Annotated in this window: 19 protein-coding genes; 9 read left to right on the top strand and 10 right to left on the bottom strand. The window is 64.9% G+C overall.

The genetic code is table 11. From position 1 onward, the window contains the following. Positions 1 to 247 precede the first annotated feature (247 nt). The gene (locus tag ACZ9H4_RS18785; protein ID WP_476120205.1) at positions 248 to 574 is read right to left on the bottom strand and encodes a hypothetical protein; all 327 of its coding nucleotides are present in this window, start codon (positions 572 to 574) and stop codon (positions 248 to 250) included. A 29-nt stretch (positions 575 to 603) separates the two neighbouring features. Between ACZ9H4_RS18785 and ACZ9H4_RS18790 the strand changes: the two genes are divergently transcribed. Continuing rightward, the gene (locus ACZ9H4_RS18790; RefSeq protein ID WP_476120207.1) at positions 604 to 2,316 is read left to right on the top strand and encodes a SulP family inorganic anion transporter; all 1,713 of its coding nucleotides are present in this window, start codon (positions 604 to 606) and stop codon (positions 2,314 to 2,316) included. Positions 2,317 to 2,334: 18 nt separating this feature from the next. Here ACZ9H4_RS18790 and ACZ9H4_RS18795 read toward each other — a convergent pair whose 3' ends face one another. The 3 genes from ACZ9H4_RS18795 to ACZ9H4_RS18805 form a co-directional block, all read right to left on the bottom strand. Then, on the bottom strand, positions 2,335 to 2,694 hold the full coding sequence (locus ACZ9H4_RS18795) for a hypothetical protein (protein WP_408142688.1): 360 nt from the start codon (positions 2,692 to 2,694) through the stop codon (positions 2,335 to 2,337). A 70-nt stretch (positions 2,695 to 2,764) separates the two neighbouring features. Further along, the gene (locus tag ACZ9H4_RS18800; RefSeq protein ID WP_408324032.1) at positions 2,765 to 3,403 is read right to left on the bottom strand and encodes a LysE family translocator; all 639 of its coding nucleotides are present in this window, start codon (positions 3,401 to 3,403) and stop codon (positions 2,765 to 2,767) included. Between the two features lie 182 nt (positions 3,404 to 3,585). Then, positions 3,586 to 4,470 (bottom strand): LysR family transcriptional regulator, encoded by an 885-nt coding sequence (locus ACZ9H4_RS18805; RefSeq protein WP_408142685.1) that lies wholly within the window; start codon positions 4,468 to 4,470, stop codon positions 3,586 to 3,588. A gap of 163 nt (positions 4,471 to 4,633) precedes the next feature. Between ACZ9H4_RS18805 and ACZ9H4_RS18810 the strand changes: the two genes are divergently transcribed. The 6 genes from ACZ9H4_RS18810 to ACZ9H4_RS18835 all read left to right on the top strand — a co-directional run bounded on the left by ACZ9H4_RS18810 (position 4,634) and on the right by ACZ9H4_RS18835 (position 13,739). Next, on the top strand, positions 4,634 to 5,068 hold the full coding sequence (locus ACZ9H4_RS18810; protein ID WP_408142683.1) for a VOC family protein: 435 nt from the start codon (positions 4,634 to 4,636) through the stop codon (positions 5,066 to 5,068). 387 nt (positions 5,069 to 5,455) lie between these two features. After that, positions 5,456 to 8,752, top strand: coding sequence for an efflux RND transporter permease subunit (locus tag ACZ9H4_RS18815; protein WP_476120211.1), 3,297 nt, complete (start codon positions 5,456 to 5,458; stop codon positions 8,750 to 8,752). A 29-nt stretch (positions 8,753 to 8,781) separates the two neighbouring features. After that, complete coding sequence (locus ACZ9H4_RS18820) at positions 8,782 to 10,005, top strand: efflux RND transporter periplasmic adaptor subunit (protein WP_408324028.1); 1,224 nt, start codon at positions 8,782 to 8,784, stop codon at positions 10,003 to 10,005. Then, a complete protein-coding gene (locus ACZ9H4_RS18825; protein WP_476120213.1) occupies positions 10,002 to 11,516 on the top strand; it encodes an efflux transporter outer membrane subunit in 1,515 nt (504 codons plus the stop codon). Before ACZ9H4_RS18820 ends, ACZ9H4_RS18825 begins: the two co-directional genes overlap by 4 nt. A gap of 79 nt (positions 11,517 to 11,595) precedes the next feature. Next, the gene (locus ACZ9H4_RS18830) at positions 11,596 to 12,282 is read left to right on the top strand and encodes a heavy metal response regulator transcription factor (protein WP_042328199.1); all 687 of its coding nucleotides are present in this window, start codon (positions 11,596 to 11,598) and stop codon (positions 12,280 to 12,282) included. Beyond that, positions 12,279 to 13,739 carry a heavy metal sensor histidine kinase gene (locus ACZ9H4_RS18835; RefSeq protein WP_476120216.1) on the top strand — a complete coding sequence of 487 codons (1,461 nt, stop codon included), beginning with the start codon at positions 12,279 to 12,281 and terminating at the stop codon, positions 13,737 to 13,739. Before ACZ9H4_RS18830 ends, ACZ9H4_RS18835 begins: the two co-directional genes overlap by 4 nt. Here the strand turns inward: ACZ9H4_RS18835 and dinB are convergent. The 4 genes from dinB to ACZ9H4_RS18855 all read right to left on the bottom strand — a co-directional run bounded on the left by dinB (position 13,706) and on the right by ACZ9H4_RS18855 (position 16,960). Then, a complete protein-coding gene (dinB, locus tag ACZ9H4_RS18840) occupies positions 13,706 to 14,872 on the bottom strand; it encodes a DNA polymerase IV (RefSeq protein WP_476120218.1) in 1,167 nt (388 codons plus the stop codon). The genes ACZ9H4_RS18835 and dinB overlap by 34 nt on opposite strands. Positions 14,873 to 15,049: 177 nt before the next feature. Beyond that, the gene (locus tag ACZ9H4_RS18845; protein ID WP_408324024.1) at positions 15,050 to 15,628 is read right to left on the bottom strand and encodes a YceI family protein; all 579 of its coding nucleotides are present in this window, start codon (positions 15,626 to 15,628) and stop codon (positions 15,050 to 15,052) included. A 49-nt stretch (positions 15,629 to 15,677) separates the two neighbouring features. Next, entirely contained in the window at positions 15,678 to 16,268 is a 591-nt protein-coding gene (locus ACZ9H4_RS18850) for a YceI family protein (RefSeq protein ID WP_408153113.1), read from the bottom strand. Between the two features lie 134 nt (positions 16,269 to 16,402). Further along, positions 16,403 to 16,960, bottom strand: coding sequence for a cytochrome b (locus ACZ9H4_RS18855; RefSeq protein ID WP_476120221.1), 558 nt, complete (start codon positions 16,958 to 16,960; stop codon positions 16,403 to 16,405). A 187-nt stretch (positions 16,961 to 17,147) separates the two neighbouring features. On the opposite strand from ACZ9H4_RS18855, the gene ACZ9H4_RS18860 reads away from it, so the two are divergent. Both ACZ9H4_RS18860 and ACZ9H4_RS18865 read left to right on the top strand, forming a co-directional pair. Next, positions 17,148 to 18,173 (top strand): GGDEF domain-containing protein, encoded by a 1,026-nt coding sequence (locus ACZ9H4_RS18860; RefSeq protein ID WP_476120223.1) that lies wholly within the window; start codon positions 17,148 to 17,150, stop codon positions 18,171 to 18,173. 112 nt (positions 18,174 to 18,285) lie between these two features. Then, the gene (locus tag ACZ9H4_RS18865) at positions 18,286 to 19,533 is read left to right on the top strand and encodes an arsenic transporter (protein ID WP_476120225.1); all 1,248 of its coding nucleotides are present in this window, start codon (positions 18,286 to 18,288) and stop codon (positions 19,531 to 19,533) included. Between the two features lie 63 nt (positions 19,534 to 19,596). On the opposite strand, the gene ACZ9H4_RS18870 is transcribed toward ACZ9H4_RS18865, so the two are convergent. After that, the gene (locus tag ACZ9H4_RS18870) at positions 19,597 to 19,986 is read right to left on the bottom strand and encodes a hypothetical protein (RefSeq protein WP_476120227.1); all 390 of its coding nucleotides are present in this window, start codon (positions 19,984 to 19,986) and stop codon (positions 19,597 to 19,599) included. A gap of 61 nt (positions 19,987 to 20,047) precedes the next feature. Next, positions 20,048 to 20,389 carry a hypothetical protein gene (locus tag ACZ9H4_RS18875; RefSeq protein WP_408153104.1) on the bottom strand — a complete coding sequence of 114 codons (342 nt, stop codon included), beginning with the start codon at positions 20,387 to 20,389 and terminating at the stop codon, positions 20,048 to 20,050. Positions 20,390 to 20,531 lie beyond the last annotated feature (142 nt).

Consider the following 20,531-nt stretch of genomic DNA (forward strand, 5'->3'; position numbering starts at 1 on the left):
GACGCGGACCATGGCGGCGGCTGATGCCCCGGCCCCGGAATCCCTGGAAGCGCTCAGCTAATCCCCGCCAGGAGACTGCCGGTGCGGCCGCCAATCTGGCGAGCCGTTCTAAAGCCGCCGTGCCCCTCTCTCTGTAGAAAATCAGCGTTTTTCCGGCGTTTTTTCGCGTGTCCGCGCAGTCCCCGCTTCGAGCATTTGTCAAAAATAGTTGTAATTCTTGGCAACAGTGCTTTGCGGTTTCCCGCATTCAATTTCCATGCAGATCGCTTAAACTCACCAGTAACAATTTGTTACGGGGTGTGTGATGTTGGCCGTTGTTCTGCTCGCCTGTCCAATCTGCATCGTCGCGCTGTTTGGTTTTGCGCGGCATGTGGATCCGCAAACAGGTCACTTCAAGCGTTAATGCCCTGCCGTTGCCGAAGCGGGTGCGCTGGCAGCAGTCTTGCCAGACGATGCCGGCTTGCGGCTGTCTGCTTGCGGTCCTTGCGCTGATTCGCTCCCGGCTTTTTCTCCAGCCGGCGATCGCCTGCTCATCAGGTCTTGCGTTCGCGTGCCGAGTCGCGGCACGATGCACGATGACCTAAGTGTGGGGCACTATCGCGTATGCGAGATTTTCTGGCGAATATCACCGCGCGCGCCGGCGTGCTGAAGGGCGTGCTTCCTCTGAGCCGTGCCGCGGCGGCGCGCGATGCGCTGGCCGGCGTGCAGCTCGCGTCGATGGATATTCCGCAGGTGCTCGGCTACGCGCGCATTGCCGGCATGCCTGCCGTTACCGGGCTTTACACCGTCTTTCTGCCGCTCGTCGCCTTTGCCTTTTTCGGCGCGTCGCGGCATCTGGTCGTGGCCGCCGATTCCGCCACCGCGACGATTTTCGCGAGCCGGCTCTCGACCATGGCGCCCGCGGGCAGCGCCGACTACGCGTCGCTCGCCGCGATGGTCGCGCTGCTCACCGCGGCGTTGCTGCTGATCGCACGGATTTTCAAACTGGGCTTTCTCGCTGATTTCCTGTCGCGCACCGTGCTGGTCGGATTTCTCGCCGGGGTCGGCGTGCAGGTCGGCATCGCGATGCTGGGCGACATGCTCGGCGTGCCGGGCCACGCGGCGCGCAGCATCGATCAACTGACGCTCGTCGTGCGCGAGTCGGCGCGCATCGATCCGCCGACGCTCGCCATTTCGCTGCTGGTGGTCGCCGCGATTCTGGCGTGCAAGCGCTTCCTGCCGCGCCTGCCGGTGCCGTTGATCGCCGTGGCGGCGGGTATCGCGGCAAGCGATCTCTACGGTTTCGCGGCCCGCGGCATCGCCGTGCTCGGGCCCGTGGCGGGCGGCCTGCCGCCACTGCGCCTGCCTTCGGTGACGTGGCAGCAGCTACTCGATCTGGTGCCGGTCGCGGCCTCCTGCTTCGTGATGATCGTCGCGCAAAGCGCCGCCGCGAGCCGCGTGTTCGCCGAGCGCTATCACGAATCCGTCGACACCAACGCCGATCTGCTCGGCATCGCCGCGGCCAACGCGGCGGCGGCGGTGTCGGGTGCGTTCGTGGTCAACGGCAGTCCGACCCAGACCGCGATGGCCGATCGCGCCGGCACGCGCAGCCAGTTCGCGCAGTTCGCGTTCGCGGCGGTGGTGGTCGTGGTGCTGCTGTTTTTCAGCCGCTACCTGCAATATCTGCCGCACTGCATTCTCGCCAGCATCGTGTTCACGATCGCGATCGGCCTGGTCGATCTGAAGACGCTGTTCGCGATTCGCCGCGAAAGCCCCGGCGAATTCGCACTGGCCGTGTTCACCGCGGCGGCGGTGGTGCTGATCGGCGTCGAGCACGGCATCCTGGTGGCGGTGGCGCTATCGCTGCTGCGGCACGTGCGGCACAGCTACCGGCCGCACACGATGGTCCTCGCGCCCGGCGACGACGGCATGTGGGTGCCGGTGCCGGCCGCGCCCGGCATCCAGACCGCGCCGGGGCTGATCGTCTATCGCTTCGGCGCCGACCTGTTTTATGCGAACGATCATTTCTTCGTCGACGATACCCGCCGCCTGATCGAAGGGGCGCCGACCGCGGTGCGCTGGTTCGTGATCGACGCGAGCGCGATCACCGATCTCGACTATTCGGCGGCGCGTTCGGTGGGCGAGCTGTGCGAGGCGCTCAAGCGCGGCGGCATCGAAGTGATCTTCGCGCGCGTGAACCGTTATCTGCGCTCGGACATGGACCGGCATGGCATCACGCCGCTCGTCGAGGCGCGCTGTATCTTCGCCACGCTGCATGAGGCGTTGCGCGCGGCGGGCGTCGAGAAGCCGGACGCGCAGGTGAAGCACGAGTCGTAGCGAAGGGGGCTGTCGGCGTTAGCGGGGCGGCGCGTCGTCGTCGAAAAAATAGCCGATGAAAACGCAGGCGCCGGCGGCCGCGAGGCCCAGTGCCGCCACCGTTGCGGCGAGCGCTCTGCCGTGCCACAGGCCGTCGAACCATTGATGAAGCTGTGCCATCAGCACCGCCGCATTGCCGCCGATGCGCTGCAATTCGATCTGATAGCGCGGATCGACGGCGCTGTAGCGCGCGAGCGCGTCATCGGGCGGGGCGGCGCTCGTATAGATCAGCGCCGCCGCGATCAATGCGCCGATCAGCACGGCCGCGCCCGCCCGATACCAGCGCTTTTGCCAGGGCGTGCGTCGTGCCGCCGGGTTCATCCTGTTGCTGCCGCTCATCGTGTTCACTGGTCCGCGTCGGTCTTTCACGGCATCAGTATCGCAGAGCGGCGGCGCGCGCCGAAGGCGGCTAGCTTTTCGAGCTCAGCAGCTTGATGCCCGCAATCGCGAACATGACGGCGAGCGAGCCATCGAGCCAGCGCCGGATCGCCGCGTAAATGCGGCGGGCGGACTCGGTCGAGAACAGCACCGCGTAGCTGCTGAACACCGTGACGCCGATCACCATGCAGCCGAGCACGACCGGCATCACGTGCGACGCTCCGCCCGCGGGCGACATGGCCAGCGAAACGATCGACAGCCAGACCAGCACCGCCTTCGGATTGGTGAGATGCAGCAGCAGGCCGCGCAGATAGAGGCGCTTGAGCGGCTCGTCGGGCCGCGCGGCCGCGGCGGGCAATTTGCCGGCGCTGAACGCGGAACGCGCGGACTTGAAGCCGAGCCACAGCAGATAGACGCCGCCGGCAATCCTGATCGCCGTCAGACATTCCGAGTAAGTGGCGAGCACCGCCGACAAGCCGAGCGACGCCAGCAACGCCCACGAGAACGAACCCGACACCACGCCGAGCGCGAAAGTCAGCGCGGAGCGGCGGCCCGAGCTCATCGCCAGCGACATGATCGCGAGATTGCTGGGCCCCGGGCTCGCGGTGCCGACGAAGTAGGCGCTGTAGGCGATCAGGACATCGGCGCTGAGAAAGGGGCTGGCGATCATGGGCGGGCACTCGGTGACGGGCGGGTTCGGCGACGCACGGGGCGGGGCGCGTAGGCGGATCGGGTTCGCGATTCAACGTGTGAGCTGATGGGCGAGCGATGATTCTGCGCGCGCTGGCGCAGGTCTTACAGATACAGTTGAAGGTCCGCGCGACAGGACAATCGGCAACGCCAGGCCCTGCATCAAACCCTACGCCCGCCAGCGGCCACACCAACACACTCCGCCAACACATCCGCCACCGCCTGCCGGCTATGCCGCGGCCGCTGCACGAGCCCGATCTCGCGCTGGAACGTCGCGTCGCCCAGTTCGAGCGCGGCGACGCTCGCGGGCCACTTGCCGAGCCCCGCCGTATTCGGAAGCAGCGCCACGCCGATCCCACGCGCGACCAGTTGCACGATCGCCTGTAATTCGTCCAGTTCGATCGCGTCGCGCACGTTCAGCCGCGAGCGCCGCAAAAAACGCTCGACCAGCCGGCCGCCGAACGACGTGCGGTCATAGCGGATGAACGGCTCGCTCCTGAGCAGCTCGCGCCAGGAACGCGTCCCGCGCGCGAGCTTTTTCGGCACGAGCAGCACGAACGGCTCGCTGACGAGCGTGCGCCATTCGAGTTCGGACGGCAGCGCGAACGGCGGCTTGATGATGACGGCCAGATCGAGTTCGCCGGAATCCACCTGTCCCAACAGACCCAGCGACACGCCCGGCACCACGCGAATCCGCCAGCCGGGCCGGTCGTCGCGAAAGCGGGCGAGCGCGTCGGTGAGAAACGACACTTGCGCGGACGCGATCGCGCCCACCCGCAGCATGCCGCTTTCCGCCGCGACCGCACCGCGTTCGGAGAGCCGCGCGTAGAGCGTCATCATTTCCTCGGCGAGCGCGAGCGTTTCGCGGCCGGCGTCGTTGAGCGTCGCGGAGCGGCCGGTGCGGTCGAACAGCGCGAAGCCGAGTTCCGCTTCGAGCCGCTGCATCTGCGCGCTGACCGCCGATTGCGTGAGGCCAATGCGCGCGCCCGCGCCGGAAAACGTGCCGTACTGGCTGACGGCGAGGAAGGTCTTGAGCTCGCTGAGCATGATCGATTAATCGAAATGGGTGATGGTCAGGTCAAATATATATCGCTTTTCACCACTTTTGGTCATGGTTAAAATCGACGCTGAGTTTGGCCTCACGTGTGCAGCCTGCGCGGCACCAGGCCGATTACACCCACCCCCACTTCCAGTCAGCGAGTTGTCCATCATGAGCGTTGCCGAAAACGTTGTGCCGCCGTTCCATCTGGCGTTTCCTGTTCACAGCATCGCCGCTGCCCGCGAGTTCTACGGCGAACTGCTGGGCTGCCCCGAAGGCCGCAGCTCGGATGAGTGGGTCGATTTCAACTTCTACGGCCATCAGATCGTCGCGCACCTCGCACCGGAAGAGACCGGCCACCGTCAAACCAGCAAGGTCGACGGCGATGCGGTGCCGGTGCGCCACTTCGGCGCGGTGCTGTCGATGGAACAATGGCAGGCCGCCGCCGACAAACTGAAGCGGGCGGGCATCGACTTCATCATCGAGCCGCATGTGCGCTTCAAGGGCGAAGTCGGCGAGCAGGCGACGATGTTCTTTCTCGATCCGTCGGGCAATGCGCTGGAGTTCAAGGCGTTTGCCGATATGTCGTCGCTGTTCGCCAAGTAAGCCGTCACGAACCACCATCGCGCGCGTCGAAAGAAAACCGGCCGACCTCGAAAGGGGCGGCCGGTTTTTTTCATCTGACATGTGGTGCAAAGCGCGTTGCGCCTCGCAACGTATTTGCTTTGCGCAAATCAATCTGAAAGCATGTTTCCTATTATTTCCGGCTGCCGCCACGTATCGCGCGACGCAACGTGCCGGCAACAGGGCGCATCTTTTCTCAACAAACGTTTGCTTGTCGCCAAATGCCGGCGCGTTTTGAAACGCCGCATCGGCTTACGTTTTCCTTCCTGACATTTGTGCCATTTTCGCGCCATGCAGGCGTTGGCGCTATCGATCTAGCATACGCGCTACTTACCCATCTCTTACCTGCATTTTCTCGGGCGCGTTTCAATGTGGATCGTCAACGTAGCGCTTAAACGGCCATACACGTTCATCGTGATGGCCATTCTGATCTTGCTGGCGACGCCATTCGTGCTGTTCACCACGCCGGTCGACGTGCTGCCGGAAATCAATATTCCGGTGGTCAGCATCATCTGGACGTATACGGGTTTGTCAGCCGAGGACATGGCCAACCGCATCACGTCGGTCAACGAGCGCAGTCTGACCACCACGGTCAACGACATCGAGCACATCGAATCGCAATCGCTCGCGGGCATCTCGATCCTGAAGGTGTTCCTGCAGCCGAACGCGAACATCCAGACCGCGATCGCGCAGACCGTGGCCGTCGAACAGGCGCAGCTCAAGCAGATGCCACCGGGCGCGACCGCGCCCCTGGTGATCAGCTATTCGGCCTCCAGCATTCCGGTGATCCAGCTCGGCCTGTCGAGCCCGAAGCTCTCGGAGCAGGATCTCAACGACACCGCGCTGAACTTCCTGCGCCCGCAACTCGTGACGATTCCGGGCGCGGCGGTGCCGTATCCGTACGGCGGCAAGTCGCGTCTGATTTCGGTCGACCTCGACACGCGCGCGTTGCTGGCCAAGGGGCTGACGCCGACCGACGTGGTCAACGCATTCAACGCGCAAAACCTGATTCTGCCGACCGGCACGGCCAAGATCGGGCCGAAGGAATACACGGTCAATATGAACGGCTCGCCAGACACGCTCGAGGGGCTCAACAATATTCCGGTGCGCACGCTCAACGGCGCGACGACCTATCTGCGTGAAGTCGCGCACGTGCGCGACGGCTACTCGCCGCAAACCAACATCGTGAGGCAGAACGGACGGCGCGGCGTGCTGATGTCGGTGATGAAAAACGGCAACGCCTCGACGCTGTCGATCGTCGACACGTTGAAAGGGCTGTTGCCGAGCGCGCGTGCCGCGTTGCCGCCGGACCTGAGCATCACGGCGCTGTTCGATCAGTCGGTGTTCGTGAAAGCGGCCGTGCAGGGCGTGGTGCGCGAAGCGCTGATCGCCGCCGCGCTAACCGCCGCGATGATCCTGCTGTTTCTCGGCAACTGGCGCAGCACCTGCATCATTGCAATCTCGATTCCGCTGTCGATCCTGTCGTCGCTGATCGTGCTGCATGCGCTCGGGCAGACCATCAACATCATGACGCTCGGCGGCCTCGCGCTGGCGGTCGGGATTCTCGTCGACGATGCGACCGTGACGATCGAGAACATCGAACGGCATCTGCATATGGGCACGAATCTGCACGATGCGATTCTCGACGGTGCGGGCGAAATCGCGATTCCCGCGCTCGTCTCGACGCTGTGTATCTGTATCGTGTTCGTGCCGATGTTCTTCCTGACCGGCGTCGCGCGCTATCTGTTCGTGCCGCTCGCCGAAGCGGTGGTGTTCGCGATGCTCGCGTCGTACATCCTGTCGCGCACGCTGGTGCCGACGCTCGCGATGCTGCTGATGGGTCACGCGCACAAGCCGAAAGCCGATGCGAAGCCGAATCTGTTCACGCGCGTTTACCGGCGTTTCGATAGCGGTTTCGAGCGTATGCGATCCGCGTACATCGTGATTCTCAGCAGCCTGCTGGTGCGCCGCGGCAGGTTCGGCGGCGTGTTTCTCGGCTTCTGCATCGTCTCGATGGGTCTGGTCTTCGTGCTTGGCGAAGACTTCTTCCCGACTGTCGACGCGGGCGATATCCGTCTGCACTTCCGTGCGCCGACCGGCACGCGTATCGAGGAAACCGCGCGTCTGGCCGACGAAGTCGAGAAGGTGATCCGCGAGGTCGTGCCGCCGAAAGAACTCGGCACGATTCTCGACAACCTCGGTTTGCCGTATAGCGGTATCAACCTGTCGTATAGCAACGCGGCCACGATCGGCACGTTCGACGGCGAGGTTCAGATCGCGCTGAACGAAGACCACAAGCCGACGCAGATGTACATGGACAAGCTGCGCACCATCCTGCCGCAGCGCTTTCCGGGCGTGGAGTTCTTCTTCCAGCCGGCCGACATCGTCACGCAGATTCTCAACTTCGGCTTGCCTGCCGCCGTGGACGTGCAGATTTCCGGCGCGAACCAGCAGGGCAACCTGGAGGTCGCGCGCAAGTTGCTGAAGCAGGTGCGGGTGATTCCGGGCACGGTCGACACGCATATCCAGCAAAAACTGGACGAGCCGGTGATCAATCTCGACATGGATCGCACGCGTTTGCAGCAGCTCAATCTCAGTGCGAACGATGTCGCGCAGAACGTGCTCATTTCGTTATCGGGCAGTTCGCAAACGTCGCCGGGATTCTGGATCAACAACAAGAACGGCGTCGAGTACAAGGTGGCGGTGCAGACGCCGCAGTATCAGGTGTCGTCGATGGACGAAATGTTGCGTACCCCGGTGTCGGGTTCGGCCACCGGGCCCACGCAGCTGCTCGGCAACCTGGTGCGGGTCTCGCCGCAAAACCAGTTCGCGGAGGTCTCGCACTACAACATCAGGCCGGTGATCGACCTGTACGTGAGCGTCGAGAAGCGCGATCTGGGCAGCGTGGCCAATCAGGTCGACAAGCTCGTCAATAACGTGCGGGCGTCGCTGCCGCGCGGCAGTCAGATTGTCGTGCGCGGCCAGGTGCAGACCATGCGCAGCTCGTTCTTCGGCCTCGGCCTGGGCGTGGCGGTGGCGATCGTGCTGGTGTATCTGCTGATCGTGGTGAATTTCCAGTCGTGGGTCGATCCGCTGATCATCGTCAGCGCATTGCCGGCGGCGCTCGCGGGCATCGTGTGGATGCTGTTTCTGACTGGCACGCATCTGAGCGTGCCGGCGTTGACCGGCGCGATCATGACGATGGGGGTGGCCACCGCCAACAGTATTCTGATGGTCGCCTTCGCGCGTCAGCGCCTCACCGCCGGTGCGCCGCCGCTCACGGCCGCGCTCGAAGCCGGCGCGAGCCGGATTCGCCCGGTGCTGATGACCGCGTTCGCGATGATCATCGGCATGATCCCAATGGCGCTCGGTCTCGGCGAAGGCGCCGAGCAGAATGCGCCGCTCGGCCGCGCGGTGATCGGCGGCCTGCTGTTCGCGACGGTGTCCACGCTGTTCTTCGTGCCGGTCGTGTTCGCGGGCATCCATACCCGCCTCGCGCGCCGTCATCACAACGACGACGGGGATCAAGCGGGTCATGGCGGCGACAACGGCGACGAAGGCGACCAGAGCGACCAGGGTAAGAACGGCAATAGCGGCAACGGCAACGACCACCCCGACGGCCCCGCGCCGGACCACGGCGGTGCTCCCCGGCCCGCATCAAGTTAAATGACGGCTGACTGAGATGGCTGACTGAGATGACCGAAAAAACACATGCATCGCTGGCGATCCCCTCGCGAGAAACCGAAGGAGGGCACGCGCTGCCGCCGCGCCACCGTGAATGGAAGCGCGCGAAGGTCGCGCTCTGGATCGTGCTGGCGCTGCTCGCGCTGGGCGCCTTGCGCACCGTGATCGCGAACGGGCTGCAAAACCGCTCCGTCGAGGCGACCACGCAGCAGAACGCCATTCAGTACGTGGACGTGGTGAGCCCGAAGCAGACCGAGGGCGGCGGCAACACGCTCTTGCCGGGCACCTTGCGCGGCTATGTCGAGTCGCCGATCTACGCGCGCTCGACCGGCTATCTGCTGCACTGGTACGCCGACATCGGCGCACGCGTGAAGCAGGGTCAACTGCTCGCCGAACTCGATACGCCCGAGATCGATCAGGAGCTCGCACAGGCCTTAGCCCAGCGTCAGCAAACCAGTTCGAGCCTCGGTCTCGCGAAAAGCTCGCTGGAGCGCTGGCAGCAACTGCGGCAACGCGATGCGGTTTCGCAGCAGGAACTCGACGAGCGGCAAAGCACTTATACGCAGGACGTCGCCAACCTCGCCGCCGCCGATGCCAACGTCAAGCGCCTGCAGCAGCTCGAATCGTTCAAGCGGATCGTCGCGCCGTTCGCGGGCGTGGTCACGCAGCGCAATGTCGACGTCGGCGATCTGATCGACGCGGGCAGCGGCACGAGCCGCGCGCTGTTCGCACTCGCGCAGTCGGACCCGTTGCGCGTCTATGTGCAATTGCCGCAGGCGTACGCGCAGAACGTGTCGGTGGGGCAGAAGGTGGTGGTCACGCAGGCGGAATTGCCGGGCCAGCAGTTTCACGGCACCGTCACGCATATTTCCGGCGCGATCGACGTGCCGACCCGCTCGCTGCAGATCGAAGTGACGCTGCCCAATCCCGACGACAAGCTGCGTCCCGGCGCATACGTGCAGGTCGCGGTGCCGGCGGCGGCGCATGCGGAACTGTCGGTGCCGGGCAACGCGCTGCTGTTTCGCGCGGAAGGTCCGCGCATCGCGGTGGTCGATGCAAAGGGCAACGTCGAACTGCGCAAGGTCGTGATCGCGCGCGACCTCGGGCAGACGCTCGAAATCGAAAGCGGCATCGGGCTGGATGACAGGATCATCATCAACCCGAGCGATTCGATCGCGGACGGCGATCACGTGCAGGTCACGCAGCCGCAGAAGAGCGGCAAGGAGGCGTCGTGAGGTTCGCGGGTCCGTGCCGGGCGCTCACCGCTATTGCGAGCGTAGCGGGTGTCACGTTGTTGGCCGCGTGCACGGTCGGCCCGGACTATCAGCGCCCGCAAGCCGAGGTGCCGCCGACCTGGCACACCGATTCGTACTGGCGCGTGGCCGCGCCGTCGCATGCGCCGATTTCGCCGGACTGGTGGAGTGCATTCGGCGATCCGATGCTGGCGACGCTCGAAACCCAGGCGCTCGCGCAGAACCAGACGCTGGTCGCGGCGAGCGCGCACTACGAGCAGGCTCGCGCGACGCTCGCGAATACCAGCGCGCAACGCGTGCCGGAAGTGGATTTCGGCGCAACGGCTTCGCGCTTCAGGATTTCGCAGAACCGGCCGCTGACCAACTACGCGACGCCGACTCAATCGACCGTGCAGAACAGTGTGCAACTCGGGCCGACGATCAACTACGACACCGATCTATTCGGCCGGATACGTCGCGAAGTGGAAGGCGCCACGGCTTCGGCGGAGCAATCGGCGGATGATCTGGCGAATGCGCGGCTCGTGCTCACCACCGACCTCGCCACTGACTATTTCTCGCTGCGCGAGCTCGATGCCGAGATCGACGTGCTGAACCAGTCGGTGAAGCTGCAGCAGAAGGCGCTCGACTACGTCACGTCCGAGCACGACCTCGGTTCAGTGTCGGGCCTCGAAGTGCTGCAGCAGAAGTCGCTGCTCGACTCGACGCAGGTACAGGCGCAACTGCTGCTGAATCAGCGCGCGCAGTTCGAACATGCAATCGCCGCGCTGGTCGGCGTGCCGGCCCCGCAGTTCGCGATCGAACCGAAGGTGCTCGACGCGAAGGCGCCCGCAATCCCGCTCGGCGTACCGAGCGACGTGCTGCAACGCCGCCCGGACATCGCCTCGGCGGAACGCGCGATGGCGGCGGCCAACGCGCAGATCGGCGTCGCCAAGGCGGCGTTCTTTCCGAGCCTGACGCTGACGCCGGGCATCGGCTGGGAGAGCACGCAGTTCGCCAGCTTGCTGAGCGCGCCCACGCTGATGTGGACGCTCGGCGCGACGGTCGGCCAGGTGCTGTTCGACGGCGGCCGCCGCGCGGCCAACGTCAAGTTCGCGAGCGAAGGCTATCAGGCCACCGAGGCCACCTACCGGCAGACCGTGCTCGACGCGTTCCAGCAGGTGCAGGACGGCATCACGGGGCTATCGGTGCTGGACGGCGCGGCGAAGCAGTCGCACGAAGCGGTGGGCGATGCGCAGCGCCTGTTGTCGCTTGCCACCGACCGCTATTCGGGCGGCCTCGTGGCGTATCTCGACGTGATCACCGCGCAGCAGTCGCTGCTGAACAGCGAGCGCCAGGACGTGCAGATTCACGGCCAGCAGATGACCTTGTCGGTTGCGCTGGTGAAAGCGCTCGGCGGCGGCTGGGAGGCCGGCGCCGATCTCGCGGGCATGTCTCACGACGCTCGGGACGACGCTCAGCCCGCCGCTCAGGAGGCGATGGCTCCCGCAAGATGAGCCGCCGGTTCATGATGCATCCGCGCACGCAGGAGGAATTCGAGGGCGTTTCGTATAATGGACACTCAAGGGGACGCGCATGAAATTGCTGATTGTTGAAGACGAGCACAAGGTGGTGGACTACCTGCGCTCCGGTTTGACAGAGCAGGGCTGGGTCGTCGACGTCGCGCTGGACGGGGAGGAAGGCATGCATCTGGCCACCGAATTCGATTACGACGTCATCGTCCTCGACGTGATGCTGCCCAAGCGCGACGGTTTCAGCGTGCTCAAGGCGCTGCGCATGCGCAAGTCGACACCGGTCATCATGCTGACCGCCCGCGACCACGTGAACGACCGCGTGCGCGGCCTGCGCGAAGGCGCCGACGACTACCTGACCAAACCCTTCTCATTTCTCGAACTGGTGGAGCGGCTGCATGCGCTGGCGCGCCGCACGCGTTCGCAGGAATCCACGCTGATTTCGGTCGGCGATCTGTTCGTCGATCTGATCGGCCGGCGCGCGACGCGCGACGGTGTGCGCCTCGACCTGACCGCGAAGGAATTCCAGCTGCTTAGCGTGCTCGCGCGTCGGCAAGGCGACATTCTGTCGAAGACGGCGATCACCGAACTCGTCTGGGACGTCAATTTCGACAGCCACACCAACGTGGTCGAGACCGCGATCAAACGATTGCGCGCGAAGCTCGACGGCCCGTTCCCCTCGAAACTGCTGCACACCGTGCGCGGCATGGGCTACGTGCTGGAAGTGCGCGAGGAGGCTGAATCGTCATGAACCGTTCGATCGCCCGCCGCCTCGCATCGATGTTCGCGCTCGTCGCGCTGTTCGTGTTCACGCTGATCGGCACCGGGCTGTTTCTGGTGCTGCGCACGCAGCTCGAGCATCACTTGCGCGAGTCGCTCGACGATCGCACGCAGATCGCCCGCATCATCGTCTATCACGCGGTGACGCCGGAAAAATGGCGCATGGCCCGCGAAAAACTCACCGACATGACGCCGCACGACAGCAGCACCGTGTACTCGGTGTCGAGCATGGATCCGTCCTACAACTACGGCAAGCTGGTCGACGGCCCCGTCGTTAAGGAATGGCCCGGCGGCTACACGCGCGTGACTCCGCCCGGGGGCGGCCAGGACATGCTCACGTTCACGCAGACCATTCCCGCTTACGGCACGCGCCCGCCAGTGCAATTGCAGGTGGCGTCGAGCTACTCGCCGAATGTGCGCACGATGCGCGTGTTCGGCTCGGCGCTCGCCGCACTGTCCGCGCTGGGTAGTCTCGCGGTGCTGCTGCTCAGCTATTCGGTGACGCGCCTCGGGCTCGCGCCGCTCACGCGGCTCACGCGCGATGCGTCCGCCGTGAGCCCGAACAACCGTTCGCAACGTCTGAACACGGCGTCGCTGCCGCTCGAACTGAACGATCTCGCGAACACCTTCAACGGCGCGCTCGAACGTCTGGACGGCGCGTATGGCCGCCTCGAATCGTTCAACGCGGACGTCGCGCACGAACTGCGCACGCCGGTGACGATCCTGATCGGGCAGACCGAAGTGGCGTTGACGCGCAACCGCTCGGTCGACGATCTGCGTCATACGCTGCAATCGAATCTCGAAGAGTTCGAGCGCATGCGCGCGATCATCAACGACATGCTGTTCCTCGCCCGCGCCGATCAGGGCGAGCGCGCGACGGGGCTGATCGAGGTATCGCTGGCCGCCGAGGTTGCGCACACGCTGGAGTTTCTGGAGATTCCGCTCGAAGAAGCGCGTGTGTACGCGAATTTGCAGGGCGATGCGCAGGCGCGCGTGAACCGCTCGCTATTCGGCCGCGCGTGCGCGAATCTGTTGATGAACGCGATCCAGCATTGCGAGCCGGGCGCGACGATCAAGGTGACGATCGTGCGCAACGGCGATCAGGTGCGCGTCGCGGTGGCCAACCCCGGCGAGCCGATTGCGCCGGACGTGCTCGAACATCTGTTCGACCGCTTCTATCGCGCGGAAGTCTCGCGCACGAACAGCCGCGAAAACCATGGGCTCGGGCTGGCGATCGTGAAGGCGATTGCGGAGATGCATCGCGGCACCGTGTCGGCGCACAGCGAGCTGGGGATCAACACGTTTGCGTTTTCGGTCGCGGTATCGCAGATCGGCGGCGACGCGCAGATCGCACGCCCGAATGGCCCGAATGCCGGCGTGACGGTCGAGGGCGGTTACTCGTCGCTGGCGAAAGGCAAGTCGGCCTGAACCGGCACACGCTGCTTCAGCGCTTGTGCGCTGGCGGGCGTCAAGGCGCTCACGCGCACGCCGAGCAGGCGCAGCTTGCGATTCAATTCCACTCGCCGCAGACACTCGGTCGCCGCGCGGCGGATTTCGATGGCGTCCGCGGTCGGCTCGTCGAGCGTCAGATCGCGCGTGACCGTGCGGAAATCGTCGTAACGCAGTTTGATGCCCACGGTCCGGCCCACATAGCCCTTGCGCACGAGATCTTCCGCGACCCGCACGCATAGCCCGGTGAACGAACTGGACAGCGCAGGGCGGTCGTGGCGCGGATGCAGATCGCGCTCGAACGTGGTCTCGCGGCTCATCGACTTGGGTTCCGATTCGACCACCACCGGCCGCTCGTCATAACCCTGGGCGACCTGCATCAGCCAGGCCGAATAGCTGCGCCCGAAATTGTCCTGCAACATGCCCGCGTCCGCCGCCGCCAGATCGCCGACGGTGGCGAGCCCGAGGGCGGTCAGCTTTTCCGCCGCTTTCGGGCCGATACCGTTGACCTTGCGCACCGGCAGCGGCCAGACGCGCAACGGTATGTCGGCGGGCGAGAGGATCGTTAGGCCGTCGGGTTTGTCGAGTTCGGAGCCGATCTTCGCGAGCAGCTTGTTCGGCGCGACACAGATCGAGCAGGTGAGCCCGGTCGCCTGATTGACCGCCTGCTTGATGCGCGCGCCGATCTCGCTCGACTCGCCCGGCAAGCCCGTCAGATCGATATAGATTTCGTCGATGCCGCGATCTTCGATGCGGTCGGTGAACGCCGCGACCGCCGCTTTGAACAGGCGCGAGTAGTGGCGGTACGAATCGAAGTCGGTGGGCAGCAGGACCGCGTCGGGTGCGAGCGCGGCCGCCTTCATCATGCCCATTGCCGAAAACACGCCGAGCGCGCGCGCTTCGTAAGTGGAGGTGGTGACGACGCCGCGGCCCGCGTAATCGCGCAGCTTCGCGAAGCTGCGGCTACCGTCTTCGAGCGTTTGCGGCGCGGCGTTGCGCCCGCCGCCGATCACCACCGCCTGGCCGCGCAGTTCCGGATAGCGCAACAGCTCGACGGATGCGTAGAACGCATCCATGTCGAGGTGCGCGATGCGGCGGACGGGAGAACTCATGGGTGATAACGACGGATGACGGCCACGGCAGCGGACAGTTGATTCGATGCGCGTGCCGTGCTGCCGTGCGGGATGGCCTGCTGCGTCGGGCAGCGGTCAGCGCCGAGACGATTCGCCGCGCGCCCGCTGCCAAACCGTCATATTACCTTGAGTGCCTTGCCGCGTCCGCGCAGGCACTTACTGCTTGATGCCTTCAGCCTGGATGTGCAGCGTGGTCTGCATCTTGAAGCCGTAGGTCTTGCCGAAGTCGATGCCGAAATCGTCGCGGTTGAACGTCGCGGTCGATTCCGTGCCGCACACTTCGCGCTTGAGCATCGGGTTGACGAAGCACTTGAACGATTCGATCTTCAGGTTGACCGGCTTCGTGATGCCGTGCATCGTCAGCGTGCCGATCACTTCCACCGGCTTGTCGCCATCGAAGCGGATCTGCGTGCCCTTGTAGGTGGCAGTCGGGAATTTCGCGGTGTCGAAGAACTTGTCGGTGACGAGTTCCGCGTCGAGCTTGTCATTGCCGATGTCGACCGAGTTCATGTCGATCGTCACGTCGACCGTGCCGGTCTTCGCGGCGCGATCGAGCACGACGGTGCCGCTTGCCTTTTTGAACTTGCCGCGCCAGATCGAGATGCCGCCGAAGTGGTCGGTCTCGAAGCTCGGCGACGTGTGGGTCGGATCGAGCTGATACGTATCGGCTGCCATCGCGTTGAACGACAATGCAGCGGCCAGCGCGCCCGTGGCGAGCAGAAATTGTTTCTTCAAGGTGTACTCCAGGTTTTAGAAAAGTGCTGCGGTGTTTCGGTGTTGTGCGTTACTTCTTTGCCGCGACGAGGTGAAACTTGATGACGACTTCGTCGGCGACGATCGACGTGTCTTTCCATTCGCCGGTGCCGACGTCGAACTGCGAGCGCTTGATCGGCAACGCGCCGTCGAAGGTTTGCGTGGCGCCCTGGCTCGCGATGGCGACCGGCACCACGACGGTTTGCGACTTGCCCTTGATGGTCAGCTTGCCGGTAATCCGGTACTGGTTGCCGCCGGCCGGCGCGATCGCGCTCGACACGAAGGTCGCGGCGGGAAACGCCGCGCTGTCGAACCATTCCTTGCCTTGCGCCTGCTTGTTGTAGTCGTCGGCGCCGAGGTCGTAGCTGCCGGTGTCGATCGACACGTTCGCGCTGCCGGCGGTCGGCTTCGCGGGATCGAAATTCAGTTGTGCGGAGAACTTCCTGAACTTGCCGTCGACCGGCACGTTCATCTGCTTCGTCGTTGCGATGACGGTGCTTTTGCTCAGATCGACGTCGGCGTGCGCGAGGCCCGCGCCGAACAGCGAGAGGGAAGCGAGACCGGCGAGCGTCGCGCGGCGAACAGAGTGAAGACGCATGGTATGGGTAGAGGTTGATTTCATGGAGGTACGCATCCTATCGAACCCGCGTGCATTGATTGCACACCGCGGGGAATTAGATTACCAATGAGCCGTAGCCAATCGCGGCCACGCTGGCGCCGGTTGCCGCACGGCGCACGGCGTAATCGCTGTGATCGTTACTTGAGGAACGGCATCATCCGGCCGAGCAGCCCGTCGCGATCGACGAACTGATGCTTGAGCGCGGCCAGCACGTGCATGACCACGAGCGTAAGCAGCGTGTAATTGAGCAACACGTGGAGCGTGCGCAGCGTGGCCTTGAGCGCCTGATCCGGGCCGATGATCGTGGGCAGCGGCACGATGCCGAGATACACCACCTGGATGCCCGCCGCCGAGCTGTAGAAGTAGCCGGACAGCGGAATCGCCAGCATCAGCAGGTACAGCAGGCCGTGCACCAGATGCGCGGCCGCCTTCTGCCACGTGGGCGTGGCATGGTCGAGCGGCGGCGCGCGGTGGCTCGCGCGCCACAGCACGCGCAGCACGGCGAGCACGAACACGGTCACGCCGATCCACTTGTGCCATGAGAAGTACTTCAGCTTGGTGGGCGTGAAGCCGGGGATATCGGTCATGATCCAGCCGATATAGAAGCCGCACACGATCAGCACCGCGATCAGCCAGTGCAGCGCAATGGCGCCGCCGTTGTAGCGGTCTTTATTACCGGACGGATGTGATGGCATGTTTGTGCTCGTGGATGGCGAGGTCTTGCGTGGATGTCGCGTGTGAATGCGGATGGTAGGGAGGCCGATGAAAACTGAATAGACGGGCGCAAGGGAACAGATTGTTGTGGCGGTGACGCTAATGTGATTGAAATACGCTCGCGCTGTGGTAATTTTCCGGCTGACTCGCAATGAGGAACGACCACCGATGACCAGTACTGGAAAGCAATCCGCCGCGCTCGGCGCGGATTTTTTGCGGCACGAGTTGCAGGAAGCGGCGCCTCGCGCGACGGGCGTCGAAGGTTACATGGAGCACGATGCGGCCGTCTACCGGACCCTGCTCGAATCGACCCGGGCGATTCCGTGGAAGATCGACTGGGCCAGCATGGAGTTCGCCTATGTCGGTCCGCAGATCGAAGCCCTGCTGGGCTGGGCGCCGTCGAGCTGGAAGAACGTGCAGGACTGGGCCGCGCGCATGCATCCGGAAGACCGCGACAAGGTGGTCGAGTTCTGCGTCGCGCAGTCGAAGGCCGGCACCGATCACGAAGCGGACTACCGCGCGCTGACGAGCCGCGGCGAATACGTGTGGCTGCGCGACGTGGTGCACGTGGTGCGCGACGAACGCGGCGAGGTGTCGGCGCTGGTCGGTTTCATGTTCGACATCAGCGAGCGCAAGAAGACCGAAGAGAAGCTGGCCGCGTTGCAGCGCGAACTCGAAGCGCTGTCGTTCAAGGACGGCCTCACGTCGGTCGGCAATCGCCGCGAGTTCGACGCGGTGCTGCAACGTGAATGGAGTGCTGCTCAGCGTCATGGTTCGCCGCTGTCGCTGATCATGGTCGACGTCGATTTCTTCAAGTCGTACAACGACTATTACGGACACGTGCAGGGCGACGCATGCCTGAAGCGGATTGCCGGCGTGCTGAGCGACGCGGCGCGGCCGGGGGACTTCGTCGGCCGCTTCGGCGGCGAGGAGTTCGTGCTGATCCTGCCCAACACCGGCGCCGACGCGGCGCGCGAGGCGGCCGAGCGGTGCCGCGGCCTGATCGGCGCCGCGAAGATCCCGCATGAGCGCTCGCCGTTCCGCCAGACCGTGACCGCGAGCTTCGGCGTAGGGAGCGTGATTCCCGCAGACGCGGGCGATCCGCTCGCGTTCGTCAATTTCGTGGATACGCAACTGTATCGCGCGAAGGACAACGGGCGCGACTGCATCGCGGCGGGCAAGCCGGCCGGATGAGCACGCGGGCGCAGGCGCCGGCATGGGCAGACCTGCTGGCGCTGGCGCACGCCCGGGGCTTCGGCATGACGCCCCTGTGTTCGCACCCAACTCATTATCCAGGGCCTATGCCGTGAATTCCGTTTTTCTGTCTTGGGGTATCGCCGCCATCGCCACGGCCGGCGTCATCACGCGGCCGTTCAAATGGCCCGAAGCCGTGTGGGCCGTCGCCGGCGCGCTGCTGCTGGTGTTGCTCGGGCTCCTGCCGGTGCACCTCGCGTTCGAGGCGATCGGCAAAGGCACCGACGTCTACCTGTTCCTGTTCGGCATGATGCTGCTGTCGGAGGTGGGCCGCCGCGAAGGTCTGTTCGACTGGGTCGCGGTGCTGGCGGTCAACCACGCGCAGGGTTCGCCGCGCAGGCTGTTCGTGCTGGTGTACCTGGTCGGCGTGGTGATCACCGCGTTTCTGTCGAACGACGCCACGGCGGTCGTGCTCACGCCGGCCGTGTTCGCCGCGGCCAAAAAAGCGAAGACGCCGCCGCTGCCCTTGCTGTTCGTCTGTGCGTTCGTCGCCAACGCGGCAAGCTTCGTGCTGCCGATTTCGAATCCGGCCAATATCGTGCTGTACGGCAATCACACGCCCGCGCTCGGCGCGTGGATGATGCGCTTCACGCTGCCGTCGGTGCTGTCGATCGTCGCGACTTATGTGATGTTGCGCTGGACCCAGCGCGATGCGCTCGCCGGCATCTGCGAGGCGAATCTCGAGGCCGTCGAACTGTCGTCGAGCGGACGCGTCGCGCTGGCCGGCATCGCGGTGACGGCGGGTGTGCTGCTGACGGTCTCCGCCTACGATGTCCCGCTCGGCATGCCCACTGCGATCCTCGGCGCGCTGACTGCGCTGGTCGTGCTGATCCTGGAGCGCAAGTCGCCGCTGCCGATGATCCGCGAAATCTCGTGGAGCGTGCTGCCGCTGGTCGCCGCGCTGTTCGTGCTGGTCGAGATGCTCGATCACACCGGCGTCATCACGGCGCTGGCCACGACGCTGCGGCGCGCGACCGAACACAACGAACTCGCGACGGCGGGTTGGGCCGGCGCGATCATCGCGTTCGGCAGCAACCTGATGAACAATCTGCCAGCCGGGCTGATCGCCAGTTCGACGGTGCTTCAGGCGCAGAGCCCGGAGCGGGTGATCGACGCGCTCCTGATCGGTGTCGATCTCGGCCCGAACCTGTCGATCACCGGGTCGCTCGCGACGATCCTCTGGCTCAACGCGATTCGCCGGGAAGGCGAGGACGTGAGCTTTATCAAGTTTCTGAAGGTCGGCGTGCTCGTGATGGTGCCGGCGCTCGTGCTGGCGCTCGGCGCGCGGCTTCTCTTCTGAGCGGCTGACCGGCCGGGCGGTTCGGGCCGAGCATTGCAGGTTCGTCGCTCCTCGGCGTGCGCGTCACCGCTGCGTCGCGGTCGAATCTCGCTGCCGCTCGGTGCGGGTCGTTTCCTCCTCCTCCCTCAGCAGGCGCAGCGTCGCTTCGAGCCGGGCGATGCGCAACCGTTGCGACGGCATCATCGACTCGCGGTGCAGCGCGCGTAGACGCTGATGCCAGTACGACAGCGGAAAGCGGTCGCGCGTCGAGATCAACCCGAAGACGACTTCGAGGTGCGCAATTTCCTTGTCTATGTCTTGATGTCCCATCTGATGTGTCCAAAAGAATGCCGATATGGCCGACGGTGTCTGGAAGCTCAGCAAGTGCCATTCCAGCCCGTGCGGCATACGCCGGTGGCGGCTCTCCTCCCGTCGCAACGATTTGTCAGCGGGTTGGTGGACCGCCTGTTCCATGCGGGTGCCAGCAGTCTTTCGCAGTAGTCCATACATTGGACCGGGCACACCTGGCACACGCTCAGCGCGGCATCATCACGACCGGTTGCGCGTAGCTGACGGCGGGAGCTGGCGCGACCGCATAGGTGGTGGGCGGGGGCACGACGACCGTGGTGGTCATCGGCGCGGGCTTGAGCGGCGGCACCGTGACAGCCGCCGTGACGGGCACCGCCACAGGCGCGGCAACCGGAGGCGGCGCCGTCACATACACCGGACTGACCGGCACAGCGTAATAGACCGGCCGCGGCGGCGGCGCGTAGACCACGGCCGCGGGCATATACACGACGACCCTCGCGAATGCCGTCGACGAACAGGCAAGACCGAGGGCGGTAAAAGTAGAGGCACAGACGAGACGAATAGTCACTTGGTACTCCTGAGGCGTGGAGCCGCGCCGCTTCCGACGAAGCGGCGGCTCGAATGGGCCGGATTCGCGTGGAAGCCCGGCCGTTCCGTGAATGCGCTGGTGGCGCTAAGGGTGCCGGCGGCGCATGCGGCGCTTGCGAAGG

The organism is Paraburkholderia sp. TE9906 (assembly GCF_056279605.1).

What these genes read in the sequence shown, in the direction of transcription:
- ACZ9H4_RS18830 (WP_042328199.1), top strand. Translation starts at nt 11,596, where the DNA reads ATGAAATTGCTGATTGTTGAAGACGAGCACAAGGTGGTGGACTACCTG.
- ACZ9H4_RS18835 (WP_476120216.1), top strand. Translation starts at nt 12,279, where the DNA reads ATGAACCGTTCGATCGCCCGCCGCCTCGCATCGATGTTCGCGCTCGTC.
- ACZ9H4_RS18860 (WP_476120223.1), top strand. Translation starts at nt 17,148, where the DNA reads ATGACCAGTACTGGAAAGCAATCCGCCGCGCTCGGCGCGGATTTTTTG.
- dinB (WP_476120218.1), bottom strand. Translation starts at nt 14,872, where the DNA reads ATGAGTTCTCCCGTCCGCCGCATCGCGCACCTCGACATGGATGCGTTC.
- ACZ9H4_RS18815 (WP_476120211.1), top strand. Translation starts at nt 5,456, where the DNA reads ATGTGGATCGTCAACGTAGCGCTTAAACGGCCATACACGTTCATCGTG.
- ACZ9H4_RS18810 (WP_408142683.1), top strand. Translation starts at nt 4,634, where the DNA reads ATGAGCGTTGCCGAAAACGTTGTGCCGCCGTTCCATCTGGCGTTTCCT.
- ACZ9H4_RS18855 (WP_476120221.1), bottom strand. Translation starts at nt 16,960, where the DNA reads ATGCCATCACATCCGTCCGGTAATAAAGACCGCTACAACGGCGGCGCC.
- ACZ9H4_RS18795 (WP_408142688.1), bottom strand. Translation starts at nt 2,694, where the DNA reads ATGAGCGGCAGCAACAGGATGAACCCGGCGGCACGACGCACGCCCTGG.
- ACZ9H4_RS18820 (WP_408324028.1), top strand. Translation starts at nt 8,782, where the DNA reads ATGACCGAAAAAACACATGCATCGCTGGCGATCCCCTCGCGAGAAACC.
- ACZ9H4_RS18870 (WP_476120227.1), bottom strand. Translation starts at nt 19,986, where the DNA reads ATGGAACAGGCGGTCCACCAACCCGCTGACAAATCGTTGCGACGGGAG.
- ACZ9H4_RS18805 (WP_408142685.1), bottom strand. Translation starts at nt 4,470, where the DNA reads ATGCTCAGCGAGCTCAAGACCTTCCTCGCCGTCAGCCAGTACGGCACG.
- ACZ9H4_RS18790 (WP_476120207.1), top strand. Translation starts at nt 604, where the DNA reads ATGCGAGATTTTCTGGCGAATATCACCGCGCGCGCCGGCGTGCTGAAG.
- ACZ9H4_RS18800 (WP_408324032.1), bottom strand. Translation starts at nt 3,403, where the DNA reads ATGATCGCCAGCCCCTTTCTCAGCGCCGATGTCCTGATCGCCTACAGC.
- ACZ9H4_RS18850 (WP_408153113.1), bottom strand. Translation starts at nt 16,268, where the DNA reads ATGAAATCAACCTCTACCCATACCATGCGTCTTCACTCTGTTCGCCGC.